Annotated in this window: 20 protein-coding genes; 11 read left to right on the top strand and 9 right to left on the bottom strand. The window is 65.0% G+C overall.

Annotated elements, in window-relative coordinates; genetic code table 11:
* Window positions 1-178 precede the first annotated feature (178 nt).
* The gene (locus P0D71_RS28510; RefSeq protein ID WP_408483190.1) at window positions 179-1,669 is read right to left on the bottom strand and encodes a gamma-glutamyl-gamma-aminobutyrate hydrolase family protein; all 1,491 of its coding nucleotides are present in this window, start codon (window positions 1,667-1,669) and stop codon (window positions 179-181) included.
* Between the two features lie 156 nt (window positions 1,670-1,825).
* Window positions 1,826-3,583 carry a cation:proton antiporter gene (locus P0D71_RS28505; protein WP_408483189.1) on the bottom strand — a complete coding sequence of 586 codons (1,758 nt, stop codon included), beginning with the start codon at window positions 3,581-3,583 and terminating at the stop codon, window positions 1,826-1,828.
* A 229-nt stretch (window positions 3,584-3,812) separates the two neighbouring features.
* Here P0D71_RS28505 and P0D71_RS28500 point away from each other — a divergent pair, with 229 nt between their 5' ends.
* The 10 genes from P0D71_RS28500 to guaD all read left to right on the top strand — a co-directional run bounded on the left by P0D71_RS28500 (window position 3,813) and on the right by guaD (window position 16,920).
* Window positions 3,813-4,499: a DUF2848 domain-containing protein gene (locus tag P0D71_RS28500; protein WP_408483188.1), complete on the top strand. Its 687-nt coding sequence runs from the start codon at window positions 3,813-3,815 to the stop codon at window positions 4,497-4,499.
* A 7-nt stretch (window positions 4,500-4,506) separates the two neighbouring features.
* Entirely contained in the window at window positions 4,507-5,856 is a 1,350-nt protein-coding gene (locus P0D71_RS28495; RefSeq protein WP_091799971.1) for an MFS transporter, read from the top strand.
* 242 nt (window positions 5,857-6,098) lie between these two features.
* Entirely contained in the window at window positions 6,099-6,779 is a 681-nt protein-coding gene (locus tag P0D71_RS28490) for a GntR family transcriptional regulator (RefSeq protein WP_408483187.1), read from the top strand.
* 61 nt (window positions 6,780-6,840) lie between these two features.
* The gene (locus P0D71_RS28485) at window positions 6,841-8,220 is read left to right on the top strand and encodes an amidase (protein WP_408483206.1); all 1,380 of its coding nucleotides are present in this window, start codon (window positions 6,841-6,843) and stop codon (window positions 8,218-8,220) included.
* A gap of 102 nt (window positions 8,221-8,322) precedes the next feature.
* The gene (locus P0D71_RS28480) at window positions 8,323-8,832 is read left to right on the top strand and encodes a disulfide bond formation protein B (protein WP_091799961.1); all 510 of its coding nucleotides are present in this window, start codon (window positions 8,323-8,325) and stop codon (window positions 8,830-8,832) included.
* A 391-nt stretch (window positions 8,833-9,223) separates the two neighbouring features.
* The gene (gene xdhA / locus P0D71_RS28475; RefSeq protein WP_408483186.1) at window positions 9,224-10,771 is read left to right on the top strand and encodes a xanthine dehydrogenase small subunit; all 1,548 of its coding nucleotides are present in this window, start codon (window positions 9,224-9,226) and stop codon (window positions 10,769-10,771) included.
* A complete protein-coding gene (gene xdhB, locus P0D71_RS28470) occupies window positions 10,771-13,182 on the top strand; it encodes a xanthine dehydrogenase molybdopterin binding subunit (protein ID WP_408185342.1) in 2,412 nt (803 codons plus the stop codon). Before xdhA ends, xdhB begins: the two co-directional genes overlap by 1 nt.
* A gap of 96 nt (window positions 13,183-13,278) precedes the next feature.
* Window positions 13,279-14,295, top strand: coding sequence for a xanthine dehydrogenase accessory protein XdhC (xdhC, locus tag P0D71_RS28465; RefSeq protein WP_091799954.1), 1,017 nt, complete (start codon window positions 13,279-13,281; stop codon window positions 14,293-14,295).
* Between the two features lie 84 nt (window positions 14,296-14,379).
* Entirely contained in the window at window positions 14,380-15,432 is a 1,053-nt protein-coding gene (locus tag P0D71_RS28460; RefSeq protein ID WP_408483185.1) for an adenosine deaminase, read from the top strand.
* Window positions 15,433-15,537: 105 nt separating this feature from the next.
* Entirely contained in the window at window positions 15,538-16,920 is a 1,383-nt protein-coding gene (guaD, locus tag P0D71_RS28455; protein WP_408483184.1) for a guanine deaminase, read from the top strand.
* Between the two features lie 77 nt (window positions 16,921-16,997).
* On the opposite strand, the gene P0D71_RS28450 is transcribed toward guaD, so the two are convergent.
* Window positions 16,998-18,242, bottom strand: a complete 1,245-nt coding sequence (locus tag P0D71_RS28450; RefSeq protein ID WP_408483183.1) for an NAD(P)/FAD-dependent oxidoreductase — start codon at window positions 18,240-18,242, stop codon at window positions 16,998-17,000.
* Between the two features lie 115 nt (window positions 18,243-18,357).
* On the opposite strand from P0D71_RS28450, the gene P0D71_RS28445 reads away from it, so the two are divergent.
* Window positions 18,358-19,086 carry a class I SAM-dependent methyltransferase gene (locus tag P0D71_RS28445; protein WP_408185347.1) on the top strand — a complete coding sequence of 243 codons (729 nt, stop codon included), beginning with the start codon at window positions 18,358-18,360 and terminating at the stop codon, window positions 19,084-19,086.
* A gap of 143 nt (window positions 19,087-19,229) precedes the next feature.
* Here the strand turns inward: P0D71_RS28445 and P0D71_RS28440 are convergent, their stop codons facing one another.
* The 6 genes from P0D71_RS28440 to P0D71_RS28415 form a co-directional block, all read right to left on the bottom strand.
* Window positions 19,230-19,673 carry an excinuclease ABC subunit A gene (locus tag P0D71_RS28440; protein ID WP_408185348.1) on the bottom strand — a complete coding sequence of 148 codons (444 nt, stop codon included), beginning with the start codon at window positions 19,671-19,673 and terminating at the stop codon, window positions 19,230-19,232.
* Between the two features lie 62 nt (window positions 19,674-19,735).
* Complete coding sequence (locus P0D71_RS28435; RefSeq protein ID WP_091799937.1) at window positions 19,736-20,158, bottom strand: signal peptidase; 423 nt, start codon at window positions 20,156-20,158, stop codon at window positions 19,736-19,738.
* A 36-nt stretch (window positions 20,159-20,194) separates the two neighbouring features.
* Window positions 20,195-21,436 carry a beta-ketoacyl-[acyl-carrier-protein] synthase family protein gene (locus P0D71_RS28430; protein WP_408483182.1) on the bottom strand — a complete coding sequence of 414 codons (1,242 nt, stop codon included), beginning with the start codon at window positions 21,434-21,436 and terminating at the stop codon, window positions 20,195-20,197.
* Window positions 21,433-22,659, bottom strand: coding sequence for a beta-ketoacyl-ACP synthase (locus tag P0D71_RS28425; protein WP_408483181.1), 1,227 nt, complete (start codon window positions 22,657-22,659; stop codon window positions 21,433-21,435). The genes P0D71_RS28430 and P0D71_RS28425 overlap by 4 nt, the downstream gene beginning before the upstream one ends.
* Entirely contained in the window at window positions 22,659-23,384 is a 726-nt protein-coding gene (locus P0D71_RS28420; RefSeq protein ID WP_408483180.1) for a 3-ketoacyl-ACP reductase FabG2, read from the bottom strand. The genes P0D71_RS28425 and P0D71_RS28420 overlap by 1 nt, the downstream gene beginning before the upstream one ends.
* Window positions 23,381-23,866 (bottom strand): hotdog family protein, encoded by a 486-nt coding sequence (locus P0D71_RS28415; protein ID WP_459252303.1) that lies wholly within the window; start codon window positions 23,864-23,866, stop codon window positions 23,381-23,383. The genes P0D71_RS28420 and P0D71_RS28415 overlap by 4 nt, the downstream gene beginning before the upstream one ends.
* Between the last annotated feature and the right edge of the window lie 10 nt (window positions 23,867-23,876).

Raw genomic sequence — 23,876 nt, 5'->3', positions numbered from 1 at the left:
CTCAACCCGAGGCGACACGCCAGTCGTCGATCAATAACGCACCATGAGAACGGCACCACGAAATTCGCAAGGCGCACCATCGCAAAAAAACGGTGGTGCGCCTCGAACGAATCAGCCTCTGCAACTTAACCTTTGAACCGCGCGCCCAAGGCGCGGACTCGATATGGAGCGAGCCGCCTTAAAAACGCGTTTCGCGCGCCACTCGCAGGAAGGTATCGAGCAACGGCGTGCAGTCGAGCAGTTCTGCCCCGCCCGCACGATGAAACTCCGGATGCCATTGCACGCCCATCACGAACGGCGCACGCCGGTAGCGCACGGCCTCGATGATGCCGTCCGACGCCGACACGGCTTCGATATTGAGATCGCGGCCGAGTGTCTTCACCGCCTGATGGTGAATCGAGTTGACGATCGCATCGCGTTGGCCAGGAAACATATTCGCGAGCGTCGAGCCGTCGGGGAAGTGAATTCCGTGCCGATGCTGATCGTAGTCCTCGTTGACGTGGGCGCCGGCGGTCGGCACATCGGTGGCGATGTCCTGATACAAGGTGCCGCCAAACGCCACGTTGATCAGTTGACAGCCCCGGCACACGCCGAGCACCGGCTTGCCCGACTCGATGAACTCGTGCAGCAGTTCGAGTTCGTACATGTCGCGCACGCGGTCGCCAGGCCACTCGTGGCTGATTGCCTGTTCCGCGTAAGACTGCGGCGAGACGTCGGCGCCGCCTTGCAACAGCAGGCCGTCGAGATGCTTCGCGTAATCACGCAAACGGATATTGCTCGGATGCAGCATGCCTTGATGACCGACCGTCGGAATCATGAACACCAGCACGTCGCGCGACATGACCCAATGCGCAATCGATTCCTCGAGATACTGCAAGGTTTTTCCGCGCAATCCCTTCGCACCCGGCTCCGGATGGAAGATGCGCGCCGACACGCCGATGCGCAGCGTGCGCTGCGTGATCCGTTGGCCCGCGCGATCGAACAATTGCCGCGCGCGCGCCGCGACGATGCGCCCGAACACGGTCCACGCCGAATCGTTGTGCTTCAGATAGCGCGGCGGCGACGGCGGCAATGCATTGGGCGGCGGTGGATTGGACGCGGTGAAGTCAGGCGCCGCGCCGAAACCGGGCGGCGGCGAGCCGGCCTTCTGCTCGGCGGGGCGCGGGACCTCTTCGATAACGGTGGCGTCTTCCACCGAGGCAATCAGCTCGCCGTCGACAGCTTCGCTGCTCGCGAAGGTCGGCGCGGGTTTCGGAGCAGGTTTCGCGGCGAATGTTCCGGCGCGCCGGGCTTCCTTTTCATGAACCTCGGCTTCCTGCTGCGCGGTGGATGCGGCGGCCGAACTGCGTGCTTCGGCTGCGTCGCGTTGCCGCGCCGCGTGCGGATCAGTAGGCGTGACGGCCGACGCGCTGTCGGGATCGTCGGTCGACGATCGCACGGCTGCCTGCTCCGCCGCCGTCGTGGTCGCAGACCCGGTGCCGGCATGGGTCGGCGACGTCACTGCGTCCTTGATCGGAGACTGGATGGCATCTTCGTGCGAGAGAGGCAGCGAGGCCGCCGGTTCTTCCGGCGTCAAGCCAGTTGTCGGCGTGCCGGACGGCGCTGGCGACGCCGAAGGCCGCGTCAGATCGCCGGGCTTGCCGGCGTTTTCAGGTTTGTTTTCGCTCATGACAGTCAGACAGGCGCCTTCCACGCGAACGAATGAATATGCCCTGATTATCCGCTAGCGAAGCAAGCCCCGCAAACCCGCACACAATTGCTCACATTGTTGCGACGCGCCGCAACGATTCCCGTTAAAGGGCCGCGGCGAAAGCCTGTCTGACTTTTAAGGATCCGGCTGTTCGTTGAAAGTCTCGCGCAAGGCGATTTGCATCGCCGCGTGGATCTTCACGCACCAGCGCCACAGCAGCGCGAGCAGCAACGCGGCGCAGATGAGCACCACGGCAAGCAGGCCTGTCGGCGGCAAAATGCCGCCTGAAAGCGCCGCGACCAGCAGAAACACGCCGACCATCGAGACCACCGGCACCAGATCGGAGATCGCGTAACGGATCGCGCTCGTGAAGCGCCCCGCTGTGGCCGGTTGCACGCTGACCTCGGCGAGCAGCAAGGCCAGCGACTTGGTCTTGCGATACACGGCGACCAGGAACGGCATCGACACGACCAGTGCGGCGCTCCATAGCACGACGCGCTGCATCGGTTCGGAACTGAGCCAGTGCGCGAGCAGCGAACTGGTGTAAGGCGCGCTATATGACACGCCCAGAAAAATCGCGGCGACGAGCGCCAGATTGACGGCGATCTGCAGAATGATCCGCCGCGTCATGCTGAACAGCGTCGGCTCGCCGCTCGTCGTGCTCAGGCTGCCGAGCCATTGCCCGTACATGCCGAACACGTTCGCGAGCGTGCGCGGCATGGCGTGACCGAGGCGCTGGGTCAGCGGGTCGGCCGCGCGGATCAGGTATGGCGTAAACAGCGTGGTCAACGCGGACACCGCCACCGCGATCGGATACAGAAACGCGCTCGTCACCTTCAGGGTCAAACCGAGCGACGCGATGATGAACGAGAATTCGCCGATCTGCGAGACGGTCATGCCGACCCGCATCGCCGTGCGCCCGTCCTTGCCGGCGAGAAAGGTCCCGAGCCCGCACGACACGATCTTGCCGACGATCACCGCCAGCGTGATCACCGCGATCGGCCAGGCGTAGTCGACCAGCACGGCCGGGTTCAGCATCAAACCGATCGTCACGAAGAAGATCGCGGAAAAGGCGTCGCGCAGCGGCGCGATCAGATGCTCGATCCGATGCAGATGGCGCGATTCGGCCATGATCGCGCCGATCAGGAACGCGCCGAGCGCGATGCTGTAGTCGAGCTTCACGACCAGCAGACAGAAGCCGAAGCAGAAGCCCAGCACGGAGACGAGCAGCATCTCGTCGCTCTTCGCGCGCGCCACATAGTTCAGGGCGCGCGGCACCACCAGAATGCCGACCACCAGCGACACGGTCATGAACAGCAGCAGCTTGCCGAGCGTGACCACGGCGACGCCCGCGCTCAACTGCCCGGTCTGCGCAATGCCCGACAGCAGGACCAGCATCGCAATGGCGAGAATGTCTTCGACGATCAGAATGCCGAACACCAGTTGCGCGAAGCTCTCGCGCTTCAGGCCCAGTTCGGAGAGCGCCTTGACGATGATCGTGGTCGACGAGATGGCGAGGATCGCGCCGAGGAACAGCGAATCCATCGAACTCCAGCCGAACGCGCTGCCGATTTCGTAACCGAGCCACAACATCAGCACGATCTCGGAGAGCGCCGCGACGATTGCCGTGGCGCCGACCTTGAAAAGCTTGCGCAGACTGAATTCGAGGCCGAGCGAAAACATCAGGAACACCACGCCGAGTTCGCCGAGCGTCTGGATGGTCTGCTCGTCGTGGATTAGCTGGAACGGCGGCGTGTACGGCCCGATGATCACGCCGGCGGCGATGTAGCCCAGCACCACCGGCTGTTTCAGACGATGGAACAGCACGGTGACGACGCCGGCGAGCGCCATCACGACCGCCAGGTCCTGAATGAAGCCGATGCCATGATGCATGAGCGCTTTCCTTACAAAAAGTAAAGTTGCAAAGGCGCAGTGTAACAAAGGAACGCGAGGCGCCGAATCGCCCGAACGGCCAAACGGCGCTGGATTGCCGACGGGACGCCCGCCGCAGCGGCATCGTGCCGGCACCTCGCCGACGCGCGCTGCGGAATGTTTTTGACACGCTGGACTCCTGTGAAATATCACAATAATATTTGACGCATATTTTCAGTGGAGTCGAGTCATGCAGCAGATGTCTTTCAACGTGGCAGAACGTGCCGGCGACAGCCGCGCGGAGTCCGCCGAGGTCAATCGTCTAACCATCGCCGGCTGGGCCGGGCGCGATCAGGCCGCGATCGAGCATCACATTGCCGAACTGGCCGAACTCGGCGTGAAGCGGCCCTCCACCACACCGTGCTTCTATCGCCTCGGCGCCGAACTGCTGACGCAGGCCGAGCAGATCGACGTGATCGGCATGAAGTCGAGCGGCGAAGCCGAATGCGTGCTGGTGCATGCAAAGACGGGCGTGCTCGTCACCGTCGGTTCGGACCACACCGACCGCGAAGTCGAGGCCTACGGCGTCACCGTCTCCAAACAGGTTTGCCCGAAACCGGTCGCACGCGACGCCTGGCGTTTCGACGATGTATCCGGCCACTGGGACCAACTGGAATTGCGTGCTTATGCCGTGACCAACGGCGAGCGGCGCGTCTATCAGCAAGGCAGCGTGTCATCGCTGCTGCCGGCCGCCGATCTGCTCACCCGAGCGCCACTCGCGCCCGGCGCGGCGATGTTCTGCGGCACGCTGGCGGTACAGGGCGGCATCGTCGGCATGGCCGACGGCGACGCGCTGGAACTCGAATTGCACGATCCCGTTCTGAACCGCACGCTGCGCCACGCCTATCGCGTGCGCGCGCTCCCTATCGTCGAATGAGGCACCCATGAGCTCCCCTTCGCTATCCGCCGCCGACGCGTCTTCCGACGCGTGGCTCGAAGCCGCCGCCCTGCGCAAGATCACGTGGCGCATCATGCCGTTCCTGTTTCTCGTCTACGTGCTGTCGTATCTGGACCGCGTCAACATCGGTTACGCGAAGCTGCAGTTCACCGGCGACCTCGGCCTGTCGAACGCGGCGTACGGACTCGGCGCGGGGATCTTTTTCTTCGGCTACTTCGTGTTCGAGGTGCCGAGCAATCTGCTGCTCAAGAAGTTCGGCGCGCGCGCCACGATCGCCCGCATCACGATGCTGTGGGGTCTGCTGTCGTGTCTGATGATGTTCGTGCACTCGGAAACGATGTTCTACGTGCTGCGCTTTTTCCTCGGCGTGGCCGAAGCCGGTCTGGTGCCGGGCGTGGTGCTCTACCTGACTTTCTGGTTTCCGTCCGACCGGCGCGCCCGCATGGTCGCCGTGTTCATGGCGGCGATTCCGGTGGCAGGCATTATCGGCGCGCCGTTGTCGGGTTTTCTGATGTCGGCGCTGCATGAAGCGCACGGTTTGCGCGGCTGGCAGTGGATGTTCCTGATCGAAGGCATTCCGTCGATTCTCGCCGGCTTCTGGGCGCTCGCCGTGCTGCGCAACACGCCCGCCGAAGCAGCGTGGCTCAGCGACGACGAAAAGCGCGTGATTCTCGGCCGTCTGGCGCGGGAAAACAGCGCGGCCGCGGCGGCCGGCGCGCAACACAGCCTGGCGGTCGCGTTGCGCTCGGGCCGTTTCTGGCTGCTCACGCTGATCTATTTCTGCCTCGTCACCGGCAATGCGGGTTTCTCGTTCTGGCTGCCGCAGATCGTCAAGGATCTTGGCGTGACGAACCTCGTCACCAACGGTTTTGTGACCGCGATTCCGTATCTGGCGGCGGGCATCGGCATGATCCTGATCGGGCGCTCCTCGGACATCACGGGCGAGCGGCGCTGGCACTACGCGGTGTGCTGCTTCATCGGCGCGGCGGGGCTGCTCGGCAGCGCCTCGGTGACCAACTCGATTCCGCTTGCGGTGACGGGTTTGTCGATCGCGTATATCGGCATCCTCGCGGGCTTCGGCATTTTCTGGTCGATGTCGACGACGTTCCTGCAAGGCACGGCCGCCGTCGCCGGCATTGCCGTGATCAACTCGATCGCGAACCTCGCCGGCTATGTGAGCCCGTATGTGCTCGGCATCGTCAAGGACGCGACGCACAGCGTGACGTTCGGGCTCGTGCTGATCGCGGGGGCGCTGATCGTCGGCGGGCTGGTCACGTTGATGATGCCGCGCGTCAAGGTGCAGCATGCTGCGGCGGTTTCGCCGAGCCGCGCCTGACAGGCGGTGATGGACGCGATCTGGCGCAGCGCCCGCAGAGAATACGGGGGTCGCGCGAAACAGCACGGGCGGCGTGCAAAACGCACGCAAGCGCAGAACGCAAGCGCGGGACTGCGATTCATGTGCGCCGCGTCTGGAAAGCGCAGGCTGATCGCCCACCAGCCGCGGTGCGCATCCGGCGCGCGTCGCGTGCGCAAAACCTTGCTCTACAATGCGGACGACATCGCCCGCTTCCTCTTCACATGACGCTTTTGCAGACCGCCCGCCCTTCCAAACCCACCCGAGCGACCGCCGCCGCGAGTCTCGCCGAGCAGGCGTATGCGTTCGTCAAGCGCGAGATCATCACCATGCGCCTGCGGCCGAGCGAGGTGCTCAACGAAGCGGAACTGATGGCGCTGACCGGCATCGGCAGGACACCGGTTCATCAGGCGCTGCACCGGCTGGTGCACGAAGGCATGCTGACCATCATGCCGCGCAAGGGCATCATGGTCCGCCCGGTTTCGCTCGACGACGTGCTGGCGATCATCGACGTGCGCCTCGTCAACGAAAGCTACTGCGTCGAGCTGGCCGCGCGCCACGCGCAACAGCACGATTACGACACGATGCAGGCGCTGCTGGACCGCTCGGCCGTGTGCGTGGCCGCGCACGATATCGAAGGCATGATGGATATCGACCGCGAGTTTCATCTGGCGATCTCGGCCGCCTCGCGCAATCCCGTGCTGGCCGACATTCTGCGTGGGTTGCACGAGCGCTCGCTGCGCTTCTGGTTCATTTCGCTGTCCGAGCCGCATCATCTGGAAGACGTGCACGAGGAACATCTCGAACTGTTTCGCCTGCTGCGTGAACGCGATGCCGAAGGCGCGCGTCAATCGGTGCAAAAACATATCGAAGCGTTCCGCGCGACCCTCTTCAATCGCATTTAAGCCACCGCGTGTGAGCCCTCCCACCGGCTTCGCGCGCTTCAACCGGATTTCCATCGACATCATGGCTACTGAATTCACGCCCTTTCCGCCGCTTGCCCAGCTTGCCGCCGCCCTCGGCGCCGGACGCACCACCAGTCGCGCGCTCGTCGAGACGGCGCTCGAGCGGATCGCCGATCCGGCCGGCCAGGGCGCAGCCGTCTTCATGCATGTCGACGCGGACAGCGCCCGCGCCGCCGCCGACGCGCACGACCGGCTGCGCGCCGCCGGCACGGTGCTGTCGCCGCTCGCCGGGATTCCGGTGTCGGTCAAGGACCTGTTCGATATCGAAGGCCAGCCGACTCGCGCCGGTTCCGTGGTGCTCGCCGACGCGCCCGCCGCCAAAGCGGACGCCGTCGCGGTCGCGCGCCTGAAGCGGGCCGGCGCCGTGCTCGTTGGCCGCACCAACATGAGCGAGTTCGCGTTTTCCGGACTGGGCCTGAACCCGCACTACGGCAATCCGCTGTCGCCGTACCAGCGCGGCGTGAAGGGCGATGAGCGGATTTCGGGCGGTTCGTCGTCGGGCGCGGCGGCTTCCGTCGCGGACGGCATGGCGGCGATCGCGCTCGGCACCGATACCGGCGGCTCGATCCGCATTCCGGCGGCGCTGTGCGGCCTGACCGGCTTCAAACCGACCGCCGACCGCATCCCCAAACAAGGCGGCGTGCCGCTTTCATCGACGCTCGATTCGTTCGGGCCGATCGGCGTGTCGGTGGCGTGCTGCGCGCTGGTGGACCGCATGCTGGCCGGGCTCGAGCCGCGCATTCCGGCCGCCCGCCCGCTCGAAGGCGTGCGCCTCGGCGTATTGACGAATTTCGTGACCGACGGCGTCGAGCCGGCGGTCGCCGCGGCGGTCGACACGGCGCTCAAACATCTGGAAGCGGCCGGCGCGATTGTCAGCGAGGTGCGTTTCGCACCGCTCGACCGTTTGCCCGAGATCAACCGCTTCGGGTTCTCGCCGATCGAGGCGTATGCGTGGCATCGTCCGCTGCTGGAAAAGCATCGTGACCAATACGACCCGCGCGTGCTGGTGCGCATTCTGAAAGGTCAGCCGGCCAGCGCCGCCGACTATCTGGATCTGCTCGCCGAACGCGAGGCGATGCTCGCCGAAGCCGCGCGCACGTTGTGGCAGCGTTTCGATGCGGTGGTGGCGCCGACGGTGCCGGTGGTGCCGCCGCGCGTCGCCGATCTGGTCGACGACGATGACGCGTTTGGCCGCACCAACGCGCTGATCCTGCGCAACCCGAGCGTGTTCAATTTCCTCGACACCTGCGCGCTGTCGCTGCCGTGCCACCTGCGCGGCGACGCACCCGTGGGCCTGATGCTGGCCGGCGCGCCGCACGCCGACGACGCGCTGCTGGCGATCGGCCGCGGCGCCGAAGCGGTGCTGAACGCGATTCGCTGATTGGGAAATACGTCGTAAAAGCAGGATAAGCGGCAGGGCGGGGGTTCGCGCTAGAATCGCGGGCACCCGCCCTTTCTGTTTCCAGAGACAGCCACACGATCCATGAATAACGACACTGCGATGCTGCGCCGCGAGCGCTCCCTGCTGGTTCTGCTTGCCCTGATCTGCGTCGCCCTGGTGGGCGGCGCGCTGTATCTGCAGTACTTCCTGCACGAAGACCCGTGCCCGTTGTGCATCATCCAGCGGTATTTCTTCCTGCTGATCGCGATCTTTGCGTTCCTCGGCGCGCGCTTCAATAGCTGGCGCGGCGTGCGTCTGCTGGAAGTGCTGGCGGCCTTGTCGGCGCTCGGCGGCATCGTGACGGCCGCGCGCCATGTGTATGTCCAGGCCAATCCCGGCTTTAGCTGCGGCTTCGACGCGCTGCAGCCGCTGGTCGACAGCCTGCCGCCCGCGCACTGGCTGCCGGGCGTGTTCAAGGTCGCCGGCCTGTGCGAAACGGCTTATCCGCCGATTCTGGGCCTGACGCTGCCGCAATGGTCACTGGTCGCCTTTGTGATCGCGTTCATTCCGTTGGCGCTGACTTTGGTCCGCAACCGCCGCCGGATCGCCTGATCGGGCTGGTGCCATCGCGGCCTTTGCCGCCTTTGCCGCACTGCACTGATTAGCGCCGGATTTCGTGCCGCCACCTACGGCAGCGCGAAATCCGGCGTTTTTTCGTCCACGATCCCCGCATCCGGCGGCTGGGCGGCGTCCGTTTTACCTCGCCGTCCCCCGCCCCGCGTGACTTTCCGCCCGCGCCCCACCCTACGCAACTTCCGGCCTTAACGCGAATCGTACTTATCTCATGACCGCTTCCGAATAAGCTTCATGCGACATCGGAAATATTTTTGGGACAAGGTAATGCTATCGTCGAACCTGGATGGCGATCTACGTGCGCGAGGCCGGCTTCGGCGCGACCCCATGCGTAACGCGCGCCCGGTCCGCACTGTCTTTCGGATTCGCCATGACAACGCAAACCATCCGCTTTTATCACCAGGGGTCCGTCCGTGAGGTTGCGGACGTCCCTGCGTCGCGCACCGTGCTTCAGCATCTGCGCGAGGATCTGCATTGCACCGGCACCAAGGAAGGCTGTGCGGAAGGCGACTGCGGCGCCTGCACGGTCGTCGTCGGTGAACTGGACGCACACGGCGGCCTCGCGCTGAAAGCGGTTAACGCCTGCATCCAGTTCCTGCCCACACTCGACGGCCGCGCGCTCTTCACGGTCGAAGACCTGCGCGCCGCCGACGGCGCGCTGCATCCCGTGCAGCAAGCCATGGTCGACTGCCACGGTTCGCAATGCGGCTTCTGCACGCCCGGCTTCGTCATGTCGATGTGGGCGCTGTACGAAAACCAGCCGGCCGCCGCCGGCCTGCCCACGCGCGATGAAATCAACGCCGCGCTTTCCGGCAATCTGTGTCGCTGCACTGGCTACCGGCCGATTGTCGACGCCTCGCAGAAGATGTTCGACTACCCGCAATATCCGCGCGTGACGCTCGACCGCCAGGCCGTCGCGGACAAGCTGCGCGCACTGCAACGGCGCGACACCTTCGAATACCATGCACCCGACACGCGCGGCGTCGAGTTCGGCTCACCCGCCTTTTATGCGCCGGTCTCGTTGGATGCCTTCGCCAAACTGCGCGCCGACCATCCGCATGCACGACTGCTGGCCGGCAGCACGGACGTCGGCCTGTGGGTCACCAAGCAATTCCGCGATCTCGGCGACATTCTGTATATCGGCAACGTCGCCGAATTGAAGACGATCGAGCGCGACGCGCAGACGCTGACCATCGGCGCCGCCGTCACGCTCGAAGACGCGTACGCGGCACTGGCCGTCGACTACCCCGAACTCGCCGAACTGTGGACGCGCTTCGCGTCGCTGCCGATCCGCAATGCCGGCACGCTCGGCGGCAACGTCGCGAACGGCTCGCCGATCGGCGATTCGATGCCGGCGCTGCTCGCGCTCGGCGCGGAAGTCGTGCTGCGCCACGGTCCGCAATCCCGCACGCTCCCGCTCGATGCGTTCTACCTCGGCTATCAGAAAACCGCGCTCGCCGCCGGCGAGTTCGTCGCGGCGCTGCGCGTGCCTCGGCCGGTGGGCAATCTGCGCTTTCGCACCTATAAGGTGTCGAAGCGCTACGATCAGGACATCTCGGCCGTGTGCGCGGCGTTCGCGCTGCACGTCGGCGCAAACGGGAGCATTGAGGAAGCTCGCATCGCGTTCGGCGGCATGGCCGCCACGCCGCAGCGGGCCGCGCAAACCGAAGCGGCCTTGAATGGCGCAACATGGGACGAAAGCACCGCGCGGCAAGCCATGAATGCGCTCGTCGCCGATTACCGGCCGCTCACCGACATGCGCGCTTCGAGCGCCTACCGGCTGAAAGTGGCGCGCAATCTGTTGTGGCGCTTCCACCTCGAAACGCGCGATGACGCGCCGCTCGCCCTCTTCGACGTGAATGCGTTCGCGTTCGAAGCCGGCGCGCCGGACGCCGCCGTTGCGAAGGAGCCGTCGTGATGAACCGGACCGATGCTTTCGTCGACCCCGCCGCAGGGCACGCTGCCGCCGCTCATGAAAGCGACGCGTCGATCGGCGTGTCGCTGCCGCATGAATCGGCTGCGCTGCATGTGAGCGGCGAAGCCACCTACACGGACGACGTGCCCGAGCTGCAAGGCACGCTGCACGCGGCGCTTGGCCTGTCGCGACACGCGCACGCGCGAATCGTGTCGATGGATCTGGACGCCGTCAGACAAGCGCCGGGCGTGATTGCCGTGCTGACCGCCGAAGACATTCCCGGTGAGAACAATTGCGGCCCGGTGCTGCACGACGACCCGATTCTCGCGGTCGATGAAGTGCTGTATCTCGGCCAGCCGGTCTTCGCCGTGATCGCCGAAAGTCACGAACTCGCACGCCGCGCCGCCGCACTCGCGAAGAGCGACGACGTGATCCGCTACGAGCCGCTCGAAGCCATCCTCACGCCCGCCGAGGCAAAGGCCGCCAAGCAGTTCGTGCTGCCGCCCCTGCATCTGACGCGCGGCGAACCGGATGCAAAGATCGCCGCCGCGCCGAACCGGATCAGCGGCACGTTCGAAGTCGGTGGCCAGGAACAGTTTTATCTGGAAGGTCAGATCGCGTACGCGGTGCCGAAGGAAATGGACGGCATGCTCGTCTACAGTTCGACCCAGCATCCGAGCGAAATGCAGCAGGTGGTCGCGCATATGCTCGACTGGCCGGCGCATAACGTGGTGTGCGAATGCCGGCGCATGGGCGGCGGCTTCGGCGGCAAGGAATCGCAATCGGCGCTGTTCGCCTGCGTCGCCTCGCTGGCGGCGAAACGGCTGCGCCGTCCGGTCAAACTGCGTGCCGACCGCGACGACGATTTCATGATCACCGGCAAGCGCCACGACGCGGTCTATACCTACGAAGCGGGCTTCGACGAGAGCGGCCGCATTCTCGGCGTGCGCGTGGAAATCGCGTTGCGCGCGGGCTATTCCGCCGACCTGTCGGGTGCGGTCGCCACGCGCGCAGTGTGCCACTTCGACAACGCGTACTACCTGTCCGATGTCGACATCGTCGCGCTGTGCTGCAAGACCAACACGCAATCGAACACCGCGTTCCGCGGCTTCGGCGGCCCGCAAGGCGCGCTCGTGATGGAAGTGATGCTCGACAGCATCGCGCGCCATTTGAATTGCGATCCGCTCGACGTGCGCCTCGCCAACTACTACGGCATCGGCGAGCGCGATACGACGCCGTATGGGCAGCGCGTCGAAGACAACATCATCGCGCCGCTGACCGACGAACTCCTCGGCACCAGCGACTATCGCGCGCGCCGCAAAGCGATCGCGTCGTTCAACGCAGGCAGTCCGGTGCTCAAGCGCGGCCTCGCGTTTTCGCCGGTGAAGTTCGGCATTTCGTTTAACGTGCCGTTTCTGAATCAGGCCGGCGCGCTGGTGCATGTGTACAAAGACGGCTCGGTACTCGTCAATCACGGCGGCACGGAGATGGGCCAAGGGCTTAACACCAAAGTCGCGCAAGTGGTGGCCAATGAGCTCGGCTTGCCGCTCTCCCGCGTGCGGGTCACCGCAACCGATACCTCCAAGATCGCGAACACCTCAGCGACCGCGGCCTCGACCGGCAGCGACCTGAACGGCAAAGCCGCCGAAGCCGCGGCGAAAACGATTCGCGCAAGACTCGCCGAACTCGCGGCCAAACAGCTCGGCGGTAACGCCGGCGACGTGCAATTCGCCAATGGCCAGGTGTCGGTGAACGGCGGCGCGATGCCGTTCGAACAACTGGTCGGCGCGGCGTACCTCGCACGCGTGCAGTTGTGGTCGGACGGTTTCTACACCACGCCGAAAGTGCATTGGGATGCAAAAACGCTGACCGGTCACCCGTTCTATTACTTCGCCTACGGCGCGGCGGTGTCGGAAGTCGTGATCGACACGTTGACTGGCGAATGGAAACTGGTGCGCGCGGACGTGCTGCACGACGCGGGCCAGTCGATTAACCCGGCGATCGATATCGGCCAGGTGGAAGGCGGCTTCATTCAGGGCATGGGCTGGCTCACCACCGAAGAACTCTGGTGGAACCGCGACGGCCGCCTGATGACGCACGCGCCGTCCACGTACAAGATTCCCGCGGTCAGCGACACGCCCGCTGCATTCCACGTTCAGCTCTATCAGAACCGCAACGCCGAGCCGACCGTATTCCGTTCGAAGGCGGTTGGCGAGCCGCCGCTGCTGTTGCCGTTCTCCGTGTTCCTCGCGATTCGCGACGCGATCGCGGCTGCGGTGCCGGACGCGCGCGACGCGCCGCCGTTGCGCGCGCCGGCCACGCCCGAAGCGATTCTCGACGCACTGGATGCATTGCAGCCGCCGCTCGCGCCTCAATCGGCAACGGAACCCGCGACGACCGACACGACCGCGTGAAACGATAACCCCAAGGTCTGACGCGACACGAACGCGTTGGCCCACAGTCAACCGGCCGCACGGACACCCCGCGCGGCCCTGTATGGAGAACGCCGGATGCAAGCCTGGCTACCTGACCTGCAACAACTGCTCGCGCACGGCGACGCCGCCGTGCTGGTGACGGTCGCGCGCGTCGAAGGTTCGGCGCCCCGCGAAGCCGGCACCAAGATGATCGTCACGCGCGATTCGGCGAAACACACGATCGGCGGCGGGCATCTCGAATGGAAAGCCATCGAGACCGCGCGCCAGGTGCTGCGCGACGGCATGCGCTCGCCGCACATGCGCCGGCTGGAACGCTTCGCGCTCGGCCCAAGCCTCGGCCAATGCTGCGGGGGCGCGGTGATCGTCGCTTTCGAGCGGCTCGATGTCGGCGACCTCGGCTGGATCACGTCGCTCGCGAAACGTGTGGCCGCGGGCCTTTCGACGGTGCGTAGCGTATCATTCGGCCCCGCACCGGATGCGGTGATGCTGTCCGACCCCGAGCCGGGCGTCGACGCCGCTGACTGCCTGCTGTGGGACGGCGCCGGTTTCGACGACAGCGGCGCGCTGCTCACCGAAACCATCGCGCCAGGCGACTTCGCGGTCGTGCTGTTCGGCGCCGGGCATGTGGGAGCCGCGCTGGTCCGCGTGCTGGCCACGCTGCCTTGCGCGGTCCGCTGGGTGGACGAGCGCGACGCGCAATTTCCGCCCGCTGAATCGCTGCACGCGCCGAACGTGAAGATCGACCCGAACGACGCGCCCGACGAAGCGATCGACCAGGCCGCGCCGAACACGTACTTCATCGTGATGACGCACAACCATGCGCTCGATCTCGAGTTGGCCGAACGCATTTTGCGGCGTGGCGACTTCGCGTTCTTCGGCATGATCGGCTCGCACAGCAAGCGCAAGCAGTTCGAACACCGGCTGGCCGCGCGCGGTCTCGATCCGTCGCTGATCGCGCGGATGAAGTGCCCGCTCGGCGTGGACGGCATCGTCGACAAGTCGCCGGAGATCATCGCGATCTCGGCGGCGGCGCAGGTGTTGCAAGCCGTCGAGGCGAACGCGGGCACGCATCACGCCGCGCAGACGGTGTGATGCCCGGCGGCGCGAAACACGGCCGCATCGCCATCGAGCTAGTGCATCCGGCGCGAAACCATTCCAACGAACTCCTGACCGACCATGACTACAACGACCGTTACTTCCACGCCGCTGGCCGAGAAAACCGCGCTGGCACCGAAGGCCGAGCTGCATATCCACATTGAAGGCTCGCTCGAACCCGAACTGATTTTCGCGCTCGCCGAGCGCAACGGCGTGAAGCTCGCCTACGACTCGATCGACGCCCTGCGCGCCGCGTATGCGTTCACCGATCTGCAATCGTTCCTCGACATCTACTATGCGGGTGCGAGCGTGCTGCTGCACGAGCAGGACTTCTACGACATGACGACGGCGTACGTCGAACGCTGTCTCGCGGATAACGTGATTCACAGCGAAATCTTCTTCGATCCGCAGACGCACACCGAGCGCGGCGTGCCGATCGCAACCGTCGTGGCCGGTATCGAACGCGCGCTAACCGACGCGGAAAAGCGCGGCATGACGAGCAAGCTGATTCTGTGTTTCCTGCGCCATCTGTCCGAGGAAGACGCGCTCGCCACTTTCGAAGAAGCGCGGCCTTTGTTCGAACAGTACAAGCATCGTCTGATCGGCGTGGGTCTCGATTCGTCGGAACGCGGCCATCCGCCTTCGAAGTTCGAACGCGTGTTCGCCAAGGCGCGCGCGCTCGGCCTGAAACTCGTCGCGCATGCCGGCGAAGAAGGCCCGCCTTCGTATATCTACGAAGCGCTCGATCTGCTGAAAGTGGACCGCGTCGATCACGGCGTGCGCAGCATCGAGGATCCGGCGCTCGTCGCGCGCCTGGCCGATTCACGCGTCGCGTTGACCGTGTGTCCGCTGTCGAACCTGAAGCTCTGCGTGTTCGACGACCTGACCAGGCACACGCTGAAGGATCTGCTCGATCGCGGCGTGGCCGTGACGGTGAATTCCGACGATCCCGCTTACTTCGGCGGCTACGTGAACGCCAACTATCTCGCCACCATCGACGCGTTGAAGCTCAACGATGCCGAGGTCTACACGATCATCCGCAACAGCTTCGAAGCGTCGTTCGTCACGCCCGAGCAACGCAGCGAACTGATCGCGAAGCTCGACGCGCACTGGCACCCAAGCGGCCCGCACTGACGGGCCGGTGTATCGCAGCCGGCGGCGGCAAGGGTTCGTGCAAGAACTCTCGATCGAACCGTCGTCCGCGCTGTTCAGCTTTTCACATTCGGAGACGGTTTTTCCATGACTCAATCGGCTAAAGCGGGCCAATCGGCATTCCGCGCGCAACTGCTGACCTTCAACGGCGATCCCGCGCAATCGCCCAACGCGGCGGTCTTCAACGAGGACGGCCTGCTGATCGTCGAAGACGGCCATGTCGTCGCGGCGGGCGCCTATGCTGCGCTCGCGCCGCAACTCGCGCCCGGCACCCCGGTAGTGGAGATGCGCGACAAGCTGATCGTGCCGGGCTTTATCGACACGCACATTCACTATCCGCAGACGGACATGATCGCCTCGCCCGCGCCGGGTTTGCTGCCGTGGCTGGAGACGTACACGTTCCCGACCGAGCGCCGCTTTACCGACCCGGCCTATGCGCGCGACACGGCGAGCTTTTTCGTCGAAGAACTGCTGGCGTGCGGCACGACCACCGCGCTCGTGTATTGCACGGTCCATAAGGAATCGGCCGACGCGCTCTTCACCGAGAGCGAAGCACGCAATCTGCGCATGGTGGCGGGCAAGGTGCTGATGGACCGCAACTGCCCCGAGTTCCTGCGCGACACCGCGCAGTCGGGCTACGACGACAGCGCCGAGCTGATCGGCCGCTGGCACAATCGCGGCCGCCAGATGTATGCGCTCACGCCGCGTTTCGCGCCGACCTCGACCGAGGCGCAACTGGAAGCGTGCGGCGTGCTCGCTGGCAAGCATCCGGACATTTTCATTCAGAGCCATGTCGCGGAAAATCACGACGAGGTGAAATGGGTCGCCGATCTGTTCCCGGGCCACCGCAGCTATCTGGACATCTACGATCACTACGGACTGCTGCGCCGCCGTGCTGTGTACGGCCATTGCATCCACCTCGACGAAGAAGACCGCAAGCGGATGGCGCAAACCGGCACGGTCGCCTCGCATTGCCCGACTTCGAACCTGTTTCTCGGCAGCGGCCTGTTCGACTTCGACAAGGCCGATAAAGCCGGCATGCCGATCGCACTCGCGACGGACGTCGGCGGCGGCACCTCGTTCTCGATGCTGCAGACCATGAACGAAGCGCACAAGGTGGCGCGTCTGACCGGCCATCATCTGACGGCCACGCGCATGTTCTATCTGGCCACCGCGGGTGCGGCCGAAGCGCTCGACCTGGCGGACAAGGTCGGCACGTTGAAGCCGAAGTCGGAAGCGGACTTCGTCGTGCTCGATCCGCGCGCGACGCCGTTGCTCGCGCGCCGCACCGCGCGCACCGAATCGCTGGAGGAACTGCTGTTCGCGTTCGCGCTGCTCGGCGACGATCGCGCGATCTACGAAACGTATGCGGCCGGCAAGCGCGTGCATCGCCGCGACGATGTTCGGCAGCATGCATCCGGTGCGGCGAAAATCGCGGCTTTGACCTACGTGATTCACGCGGTTGAATAAAGAAACGGCGCTTCGATAACGAAGCGCCGCTTTCATTCGTGCTTGCCTTGAAGCCCGCGCCGGATCGCGCAGCCAAATCAACGCTGCATGCACACCTCATGCAGCGCGTTCAGCCGCCGCACCGGATCGGCGACATACGGATTCGATTCGTCCCACGCGTAACCCGCCAGCACCGCGCTGATCATGCGGCGAATCGACGGCGTCTGCTCCGGATAGAAAATGATGTCCTGCAGCGCGCCCGTGTACCAGCGCTCGACGAAAGCGCGGAACGTATCGATGCCCTTGCGCAACGGCACGTCATAAGCAGCCGACCAGTCGATCTGTTCGCCGTCCAGTTGCCGGTTCAAGGTCTGCACAGCAAGATGCGCCGAGCGCAGCGCGATCGTCACGCCGGACGAAAACACCGGATCGAGAAACTCGCCCGCGTTGCCGAGCAACGCGTAACCCGGCCCGTGCAGACGCTCCACGTTCGCCGCATAGCCGCCGATGTGACGCACCGGCATCAAAAACGGCGCGTTGCCGATCAGACGGTTTAGCGTCGGCTCCTGCTGGATCAGTTCGCGCAGCTTCGCGTTGCGTTCAGCATCCGGCACGTCGAGAAAACTCGTCTCGGCGACACAACCTACCGACGAGCGCCCACCCGCTAAGGGAATCATCCAGAACCACACGTCGCGACGCTCCGGATGCGTCGCCACGCAGATCTTGTTGCGGTCGGTCACGCCGGCCGGAATGCCGTCCTGCACATGAGTGAAAATCGCGGCGCGCGTCGGCATCCGAGTCGGCGCTTCGAGGTTCAGCAAACGCGGCAACACGCGGCCGAAGCCGCTCGCGTCGAACACGAAACGCGCTTCGACCTGATACGCGTGATCCGCTTCATCGACCACATCGACCAACGGCGTGGCGCCGGTGTGAACCGCGCGCACCGTATGCCCAAAGCGCACGTCGGCGCCCTGCTCTGCCGCGCAGCGAATCAGAATGTCATCGAACACCGCGCGTTCGACCTGATAGGTGGTGCCCCAGCCCGGCGAGTGCTTGTCGCGGAAGTCGAACGCCGACGACTGATCGCGATACACGAAATGCGCGCCGTTCTTGTACTGGAAGCCGGCTTCGACCACGGCCTGCAGCATGCCGGCCTCTTCGAGGTAAGCCATGCTTTGCGGCAGCAGGCTCTCGCCAATGGAGAAGCGCGGAAAATGCTGGCGCTCCAGCACCAGCACGGAGCGCCCGGCCTTGCGCAGCAACGCCGCCGCGACCGCGCCTGCCGGTCCGGCACCGATGATCACGACATCGACCGTCGTACGCTTTGACGAATGTGTACTCAAATTTGCCTCAATCGTTTGGCTTGCCCGGAGCAGCGATTCGCTGCATCCTTACATCTCGTTGCAATTACACTCTGACAACAAAAAACAAAAACACTATTTCGCCGGGGAGCCCAGCGTGTCGCCATCTGAATCATCCCGTGTCCCTTACGTGCCGGAAACGGCGTTCGGGAACTGGTTCCTGCGTACCTACACCTGGGAACACCATGTACTGCGGGTCGCGATCAACGACCTCAAACGTCTCATCGACACGCCCTCGCCCGAGGCACCGGTAATCGTCGACGCCGGTTGCGGCCAGGGTCTGTCCTTCCGTCTGCTCGCCGACGCGTTCGCGCCGCGCCGCATCGTGGGCATCGACTTCCACGAGCCTTCGCTGACGCTCGCCGCGCACGCGGCCCGCGCCTGCCGCGACAAACTGGCCAATATCGAACTGCTGCATGGCGACTGCGCGAAGCTGCCGTTGCCCGACGCGAGCGCCGATATCGTGTTCTGCCATCAGACTTTCCATCATCTCGTCGAGCAGGAGCGCGCGCTCGCCGAGTTCCGCCGTGTGCTCAAACCCGGCGGCATTCTGCTGTTCGCCGAATCCACGGATGCGTACATCAAATCGTGGGTGATCCGGCTACTGTTCCGTCATCCCATGCAGGTGCAAAAAAGCGCCGACGGTTACCTCGACATGATCCGCCGCGGCGGCTTCAACTTTAGCGAGCGTAACGTCTCGCTGCCCTATCTCTGGTGGAGCCGCGCGAAAGACTTCGGTCTACTCGAACGGCTCGGCCTGTATCGTCCGCAACCCGGCAAGCGTCGTGAAACGCTGGTCAATGTCGCGGCGATCAAAGCCGGCTAAGCCTTACAACGCACCCGGCAGTCATGCAGCAAGGCACGAGCCCGGTGCTTTAAAACAGCGCGGAGCGGCGGCAACTGCGCCGCCTTCCCGCTTTTTCTCGCTACCTCTCGCGTGAGTTCATGCTGATGCGCACGGATCCGCGCTTACTTGCGCAACGTCACCACCTCACCCGTCAACGCCACGCCGGCGATCACCGCGCCCGCGCCACAGGTGTACTCGGTCGCGCTCTCACGCAATTCGTTCTTGTAATTGCTCTTGATGTTGATCACCGCGTTGCCGCCTTCCTTGCGCGCGCGTTCCTGCAATTCGATCACCGCCGAGAGGAAAACGTGCTGGCACGCTTGCAAGTCGCTCTTGCCGAACGCGTTGGTCTTCTTGTTGGTGGCGAACTCGCCCATCGTCTTCGAGACGGCCGGATGGTGCTGACCCGCGAAATACAGCGCGATGTCGTCGCTCACTTTGCCGGGTTCGCTTTGCAAGGCCTGATCGAGCGGATAGTAGTTGACCGTGTCGCGAGCAAAAGCCGGCGCGGCGCTCAGCGTGGCAAACGATGCGAACAATGCGGCAAACAGCACATGGCGTTTCATTCAGACTCCCTGGTCGTTGTTGTTGCTCTGGTGAGTTCTATTGCGTTCTATCCGGATTCGGCTCAGTTCGCTTCCAGCACGACGAGTTGCCCCTTCACCGCAATCGCAGCCGCGCTGGGACTGACCCCGCAGGTGAAGTCGGTCGACGAATTGCTCTCGCTGCTATGGAAGCGTGTCGACACGTCGATCACGGCATTGGCGTGGCGTTCGTTTGCCGCCGCGCGCAGCTTCCGCACGGCTTCGGCGAGCGCTTCATGGCAGGCGTCGTCGGGACCGGCGACCTTGCGCGCGATCCGCACCGAGTACGACACGTCGCCCAATTGCGTCCTGACCGCCGGGTGAGGCTGCTGGCCGAAATACACCGGCACGTTGCCGCGCGATTCACCGCCGGCCGCCGCGAGCGGCAGCGACTTCACTTGCGTGGCGCATCCCGCCTGCGTCAACATCACCACTGCCAGCGCACCCAATACAGCTGTTCTTTTCATTTTTCTTGCCCTCGTTTTTTTAAAGTCGCGGCCGTCTCAGCCGCCCTGCCATGCTTCGAACATCAAGCTCGCGCAACTGCCGCCGAACCCGAATGAAACCGACATCGCCGTGCCGATGCGCGCTTCGCGCGTCGCACGCACGAGCGGCATGTCGACGACTGCCGGCTCCGGCGTGTCGACTCCCGCCGTGCCCGCGATAAAGCCATCGCGCATCATCAGCAGCGTGTAGATCGCCTCGTGCGCGCCGCTCGCGCCGAGCGGATGCCCGGTCATACCCTTCGTCGACGAAAACGCCGGCACGCCACGCTCGAACGCCGCGCCGAACACCTCGTTCAGCGCGCGCAGTTCCTCGAGGTCGCCAAGCGGTGTAGACGGTGCGTGCGTGTTGACGTAGTCGGGCCGCTTGCCCGCTTCGGTCAGCGCGCCGCGCATCGCACGGGCGATCCCCGCCGCGCGCGGCGCGACCATGCCGGCGCTATCCGTGCAGTCGCCGAATCCGGTGAGTTCCGCGTAGATGCGCGCGCCGCGTGCTAGTGCGTGATCGAGTGCTTCGAGCACCAGCACGCCGCCGCCCGAGGCGATCACGAAACCGTCGCGCTCCGTGTCATAGGGACGTGACGCGCGCTGGGGCGTGTCGTTGAAGCGGCGCGACAGCGCGCCCATTGCGTCGAACATCAACGTCGTGTTGTCGTGCAGCGACTCGCTGCCGCCGGCCAGCACGATCTGCTGGCGGCCGGTCTGAATCAGTTGCATCGCCTGGCCGATCGCGAGCGCCGACGTTGTGCACGCCGACGACGGCGAATAGCTGACGCCTTGGAGCCCGAACACCTGCGCGACATTGGCCGACGCGGTGCTGCTCATAACATGCGGCACCGTGTACGGCGGCACCTTGTCGACGCCGCGAGCTTGCGCGATCGCCACGGCCGCGTCGTAACTGGACATCGTGCCGACGCCCGAACCAATCACCGTGCCGGCGCGCGGCGAGCGCAATGCCGCGGCATCGAGCCCGGCGTCGCTGATCGCTTTGCGCGCGGCATGGCAGGCGAACCGCGCGGTCTCGCCCATGAAGCGTTCGAGCTTGCGCTCGAACAGCGGTTCGCGCGCAACCGACGCCACGCCCGCCACCTGCGAGGCAAAACCACGTTCACGCCATGCATCGATCCGTTCGATACGCGAGCGACCCGCGCGCAGCGCAGCGGACACCTCGTCGAGCGTATTGCCGAGACACGACACGATCCCCATGCCGGTCACGACCACGCGTTGCAGCGCCACGCTCATCGAACGCGCCTGAAAATCAGCGACGTGTTGATGCCGCCAAACGCGAAATTGTTGCTCATCACATGCTCGGCATCGATCTCCCGACCCGTGCCGACGATGTAATCCAGCGGTGCGCAAGCCGGATCGACGTTCGTCAGATTCAAGGTCGGCGCATACCAGTTGCGCTTCATCATCTCGATGGTCCACCACGCTTCGAGCGCGCCGCACGCGCCGAGCGTGTGGCCGACATAACTCTTGAGCGAACTGATCGGCATGCGCGCGCCGAAGGTCTGCGCGGTCGCATGGCTTTCGGCAATATCGCCGCGATCCGTCGAGGTGCCGTGCGCATTCACGTACGCGATCGCTTCCGGCGGCAGTTGGGCGTCCTTGAGCGCGAGTTGCATCGCGAGCGCCATGGTTTCCGCGGTGGGCTGCGTCATATGCGCGCCGTCCGAGTTGCAGCCGAAGCCGACAATCTCCGCGTGAATGCGCGCCCCACGCGCCACCGCATGCTCGTATTCTTCGAGCACCAGCGTGGCCGCGCCTTCGCCGACCACGAGGCCGTCGCGCGCGGCGTCGAACGGACGCGGCGTGAGATGCGGCTCGTCGTTGCGCGTGCTGGTGGCGTATAGCGTGTCGAACACGGCGACCGCCGGGCCCGACAGTTCCTCCGCGCCGCCCGCCAGCATCAGCGTCTGCTTGCCGGTCTGGATCGCTTCATACGCGTAGCCGATGGCCTGGCTGCCCGACGCGCACGCGCACGAGGTCGGAATGATTCGCCCCTTCAGATCCCAGAACAGGCTGACATTGACCGCGGTGGTATGCGGCATCATCTGCACGTAGCTGTTCGACGTGACGTCGCCCATCGAGCCGGTTTCGAGCATCGTGCCGAACGCGCGGATCGGCTGCACCGAGCCCGACGACGAACCATAGGCGACACCCATGCGGCCGTCACTGATGAGCGCATTGTCGGCGAGGCCGGCGTCGGCGAGCGCCAGTTCGCTCGCGCGCACCGAGTACATCGAGACCGGGCCCATCGAGCGGGTCTTCTTGCGCGGATAGTGCGCGGGCGTCGTAAAGTCCGGCAGCGGGCACGCGAGGCGCGTATGCAGCGACTCGAAGTAATCCCACTCGGGCATGCGCCGCACGGCGTTCACGCCGCTCCTCAAACGCGTTTCGATGGCGTCCCAGCTATCGCCCAACGCCGTGACGCCGCCCATGCCGGTAATGACGACGCGCTTCATCAGATCATCCCGCCGTTGACGCCGATCACCTGGCGCGTGACATACGAGGCCGCATCCGACATCAGGAAGCTGACCACGGACGCCACCTCGGCAGGCTGGCCGACGCGGTTCATCGGCACCGTCTTCAACGCCTGCTCGAGGGGCATGTCGTCGAGCATGCCGGTTTCGATCAGACCCGGCGCGACGCAATTGACGGTGATGCTGCGCGACGCCAGTTCGACGGCGAGCGCCTTCGTCGCGCCGATCAGGCCGGCTTTCGCCGCGCTGTAGTTGACCTGGCCGCGATTGCCCATTACGCCGGACACCGAAGCGATCGTGACGACGCGGCCGCCCTTGCGGGCCCGCACCATCGGCATGGTCAACGGATGGACGACGTTGTAGAACGAATCGAGACCGGTTTCGATCACGATGTCCCAGTCTTCTTCCGTGAGCGCGGGGAACGCGGCATCGCGGGTCACGCCCGCGCTGCACACGATGCCGTAGTAAGGACCCTGTGCCGCGACGTCCGCTTCAAGCACTTCGCGGCATACGGCGCGCTCGCGCACATCGAATTGCAGCACGCGCGCCGTGCCGCCCTGCGCGGCGATGCCCGTCGCAACCGCGTCGGCTTCGGTGCGTCCCGTGCGGCAATGCACGGAGACCGCGAAGCCGTCGGCGGCCAACTTGTACGCAATCGCGCGGCCAATACCGCGGCTTGCGCCGGTAACGAGAACACGCCGGCTCATGAACTGAAACTCCCTTCAATGAATGACTGAAAATCGGGCGGTTGAAAAACCTTGATGACCGCTTCGGCGCAATCCAAGTCGCCGTGGCGGATCGTGCATTCGTATGCGCCGTGGCCTTCTTCGCTGCGCAGCAGTTCCGTGACGTGGATCGACAGGTGCGCGCCGGCCGCGAACGACGGTTGCAATGCCTTGTAGCTGCGCGAGCCGAGCAGTACACCGGGACGCGCTCGGCCGCCGCCGCGCATGGCCAGCAATGCGACGTGCGCGGCGATGGCCTGCGCCATCAGTTCGATGCCGATCCACGCGGGCATCGCGCCGTCGGCATCGGCATACCACGCGTCGGCGCGGACCGTGGCGCGCGCGCTCAGCGTTTCTACGCTGAACGTGTCCACGGCGTCGATCAGCAACATGGTGCCGCGATGCGGGATGATCGCTTCGATCGGCTGCTGGAGCAGTTCGTCAACGGTGGGCGGCGGATTCATCGCGTGAGTC

Origin of the sequence: Paraburkholderia sp. RL17-383-BIF-A (assembly GCF_046028015.1) — a bacterium.
Lineage (GTDB): Bacteria > Pseudomonadota > Gammaproteobacteria > Burkholderiales > Burkholderiaceae > Paraburkholderia.
Note: the sequence above shows the minus strand (reverse complement) of the source record. Positions and strands in the feature narration are given on the sequence as shown.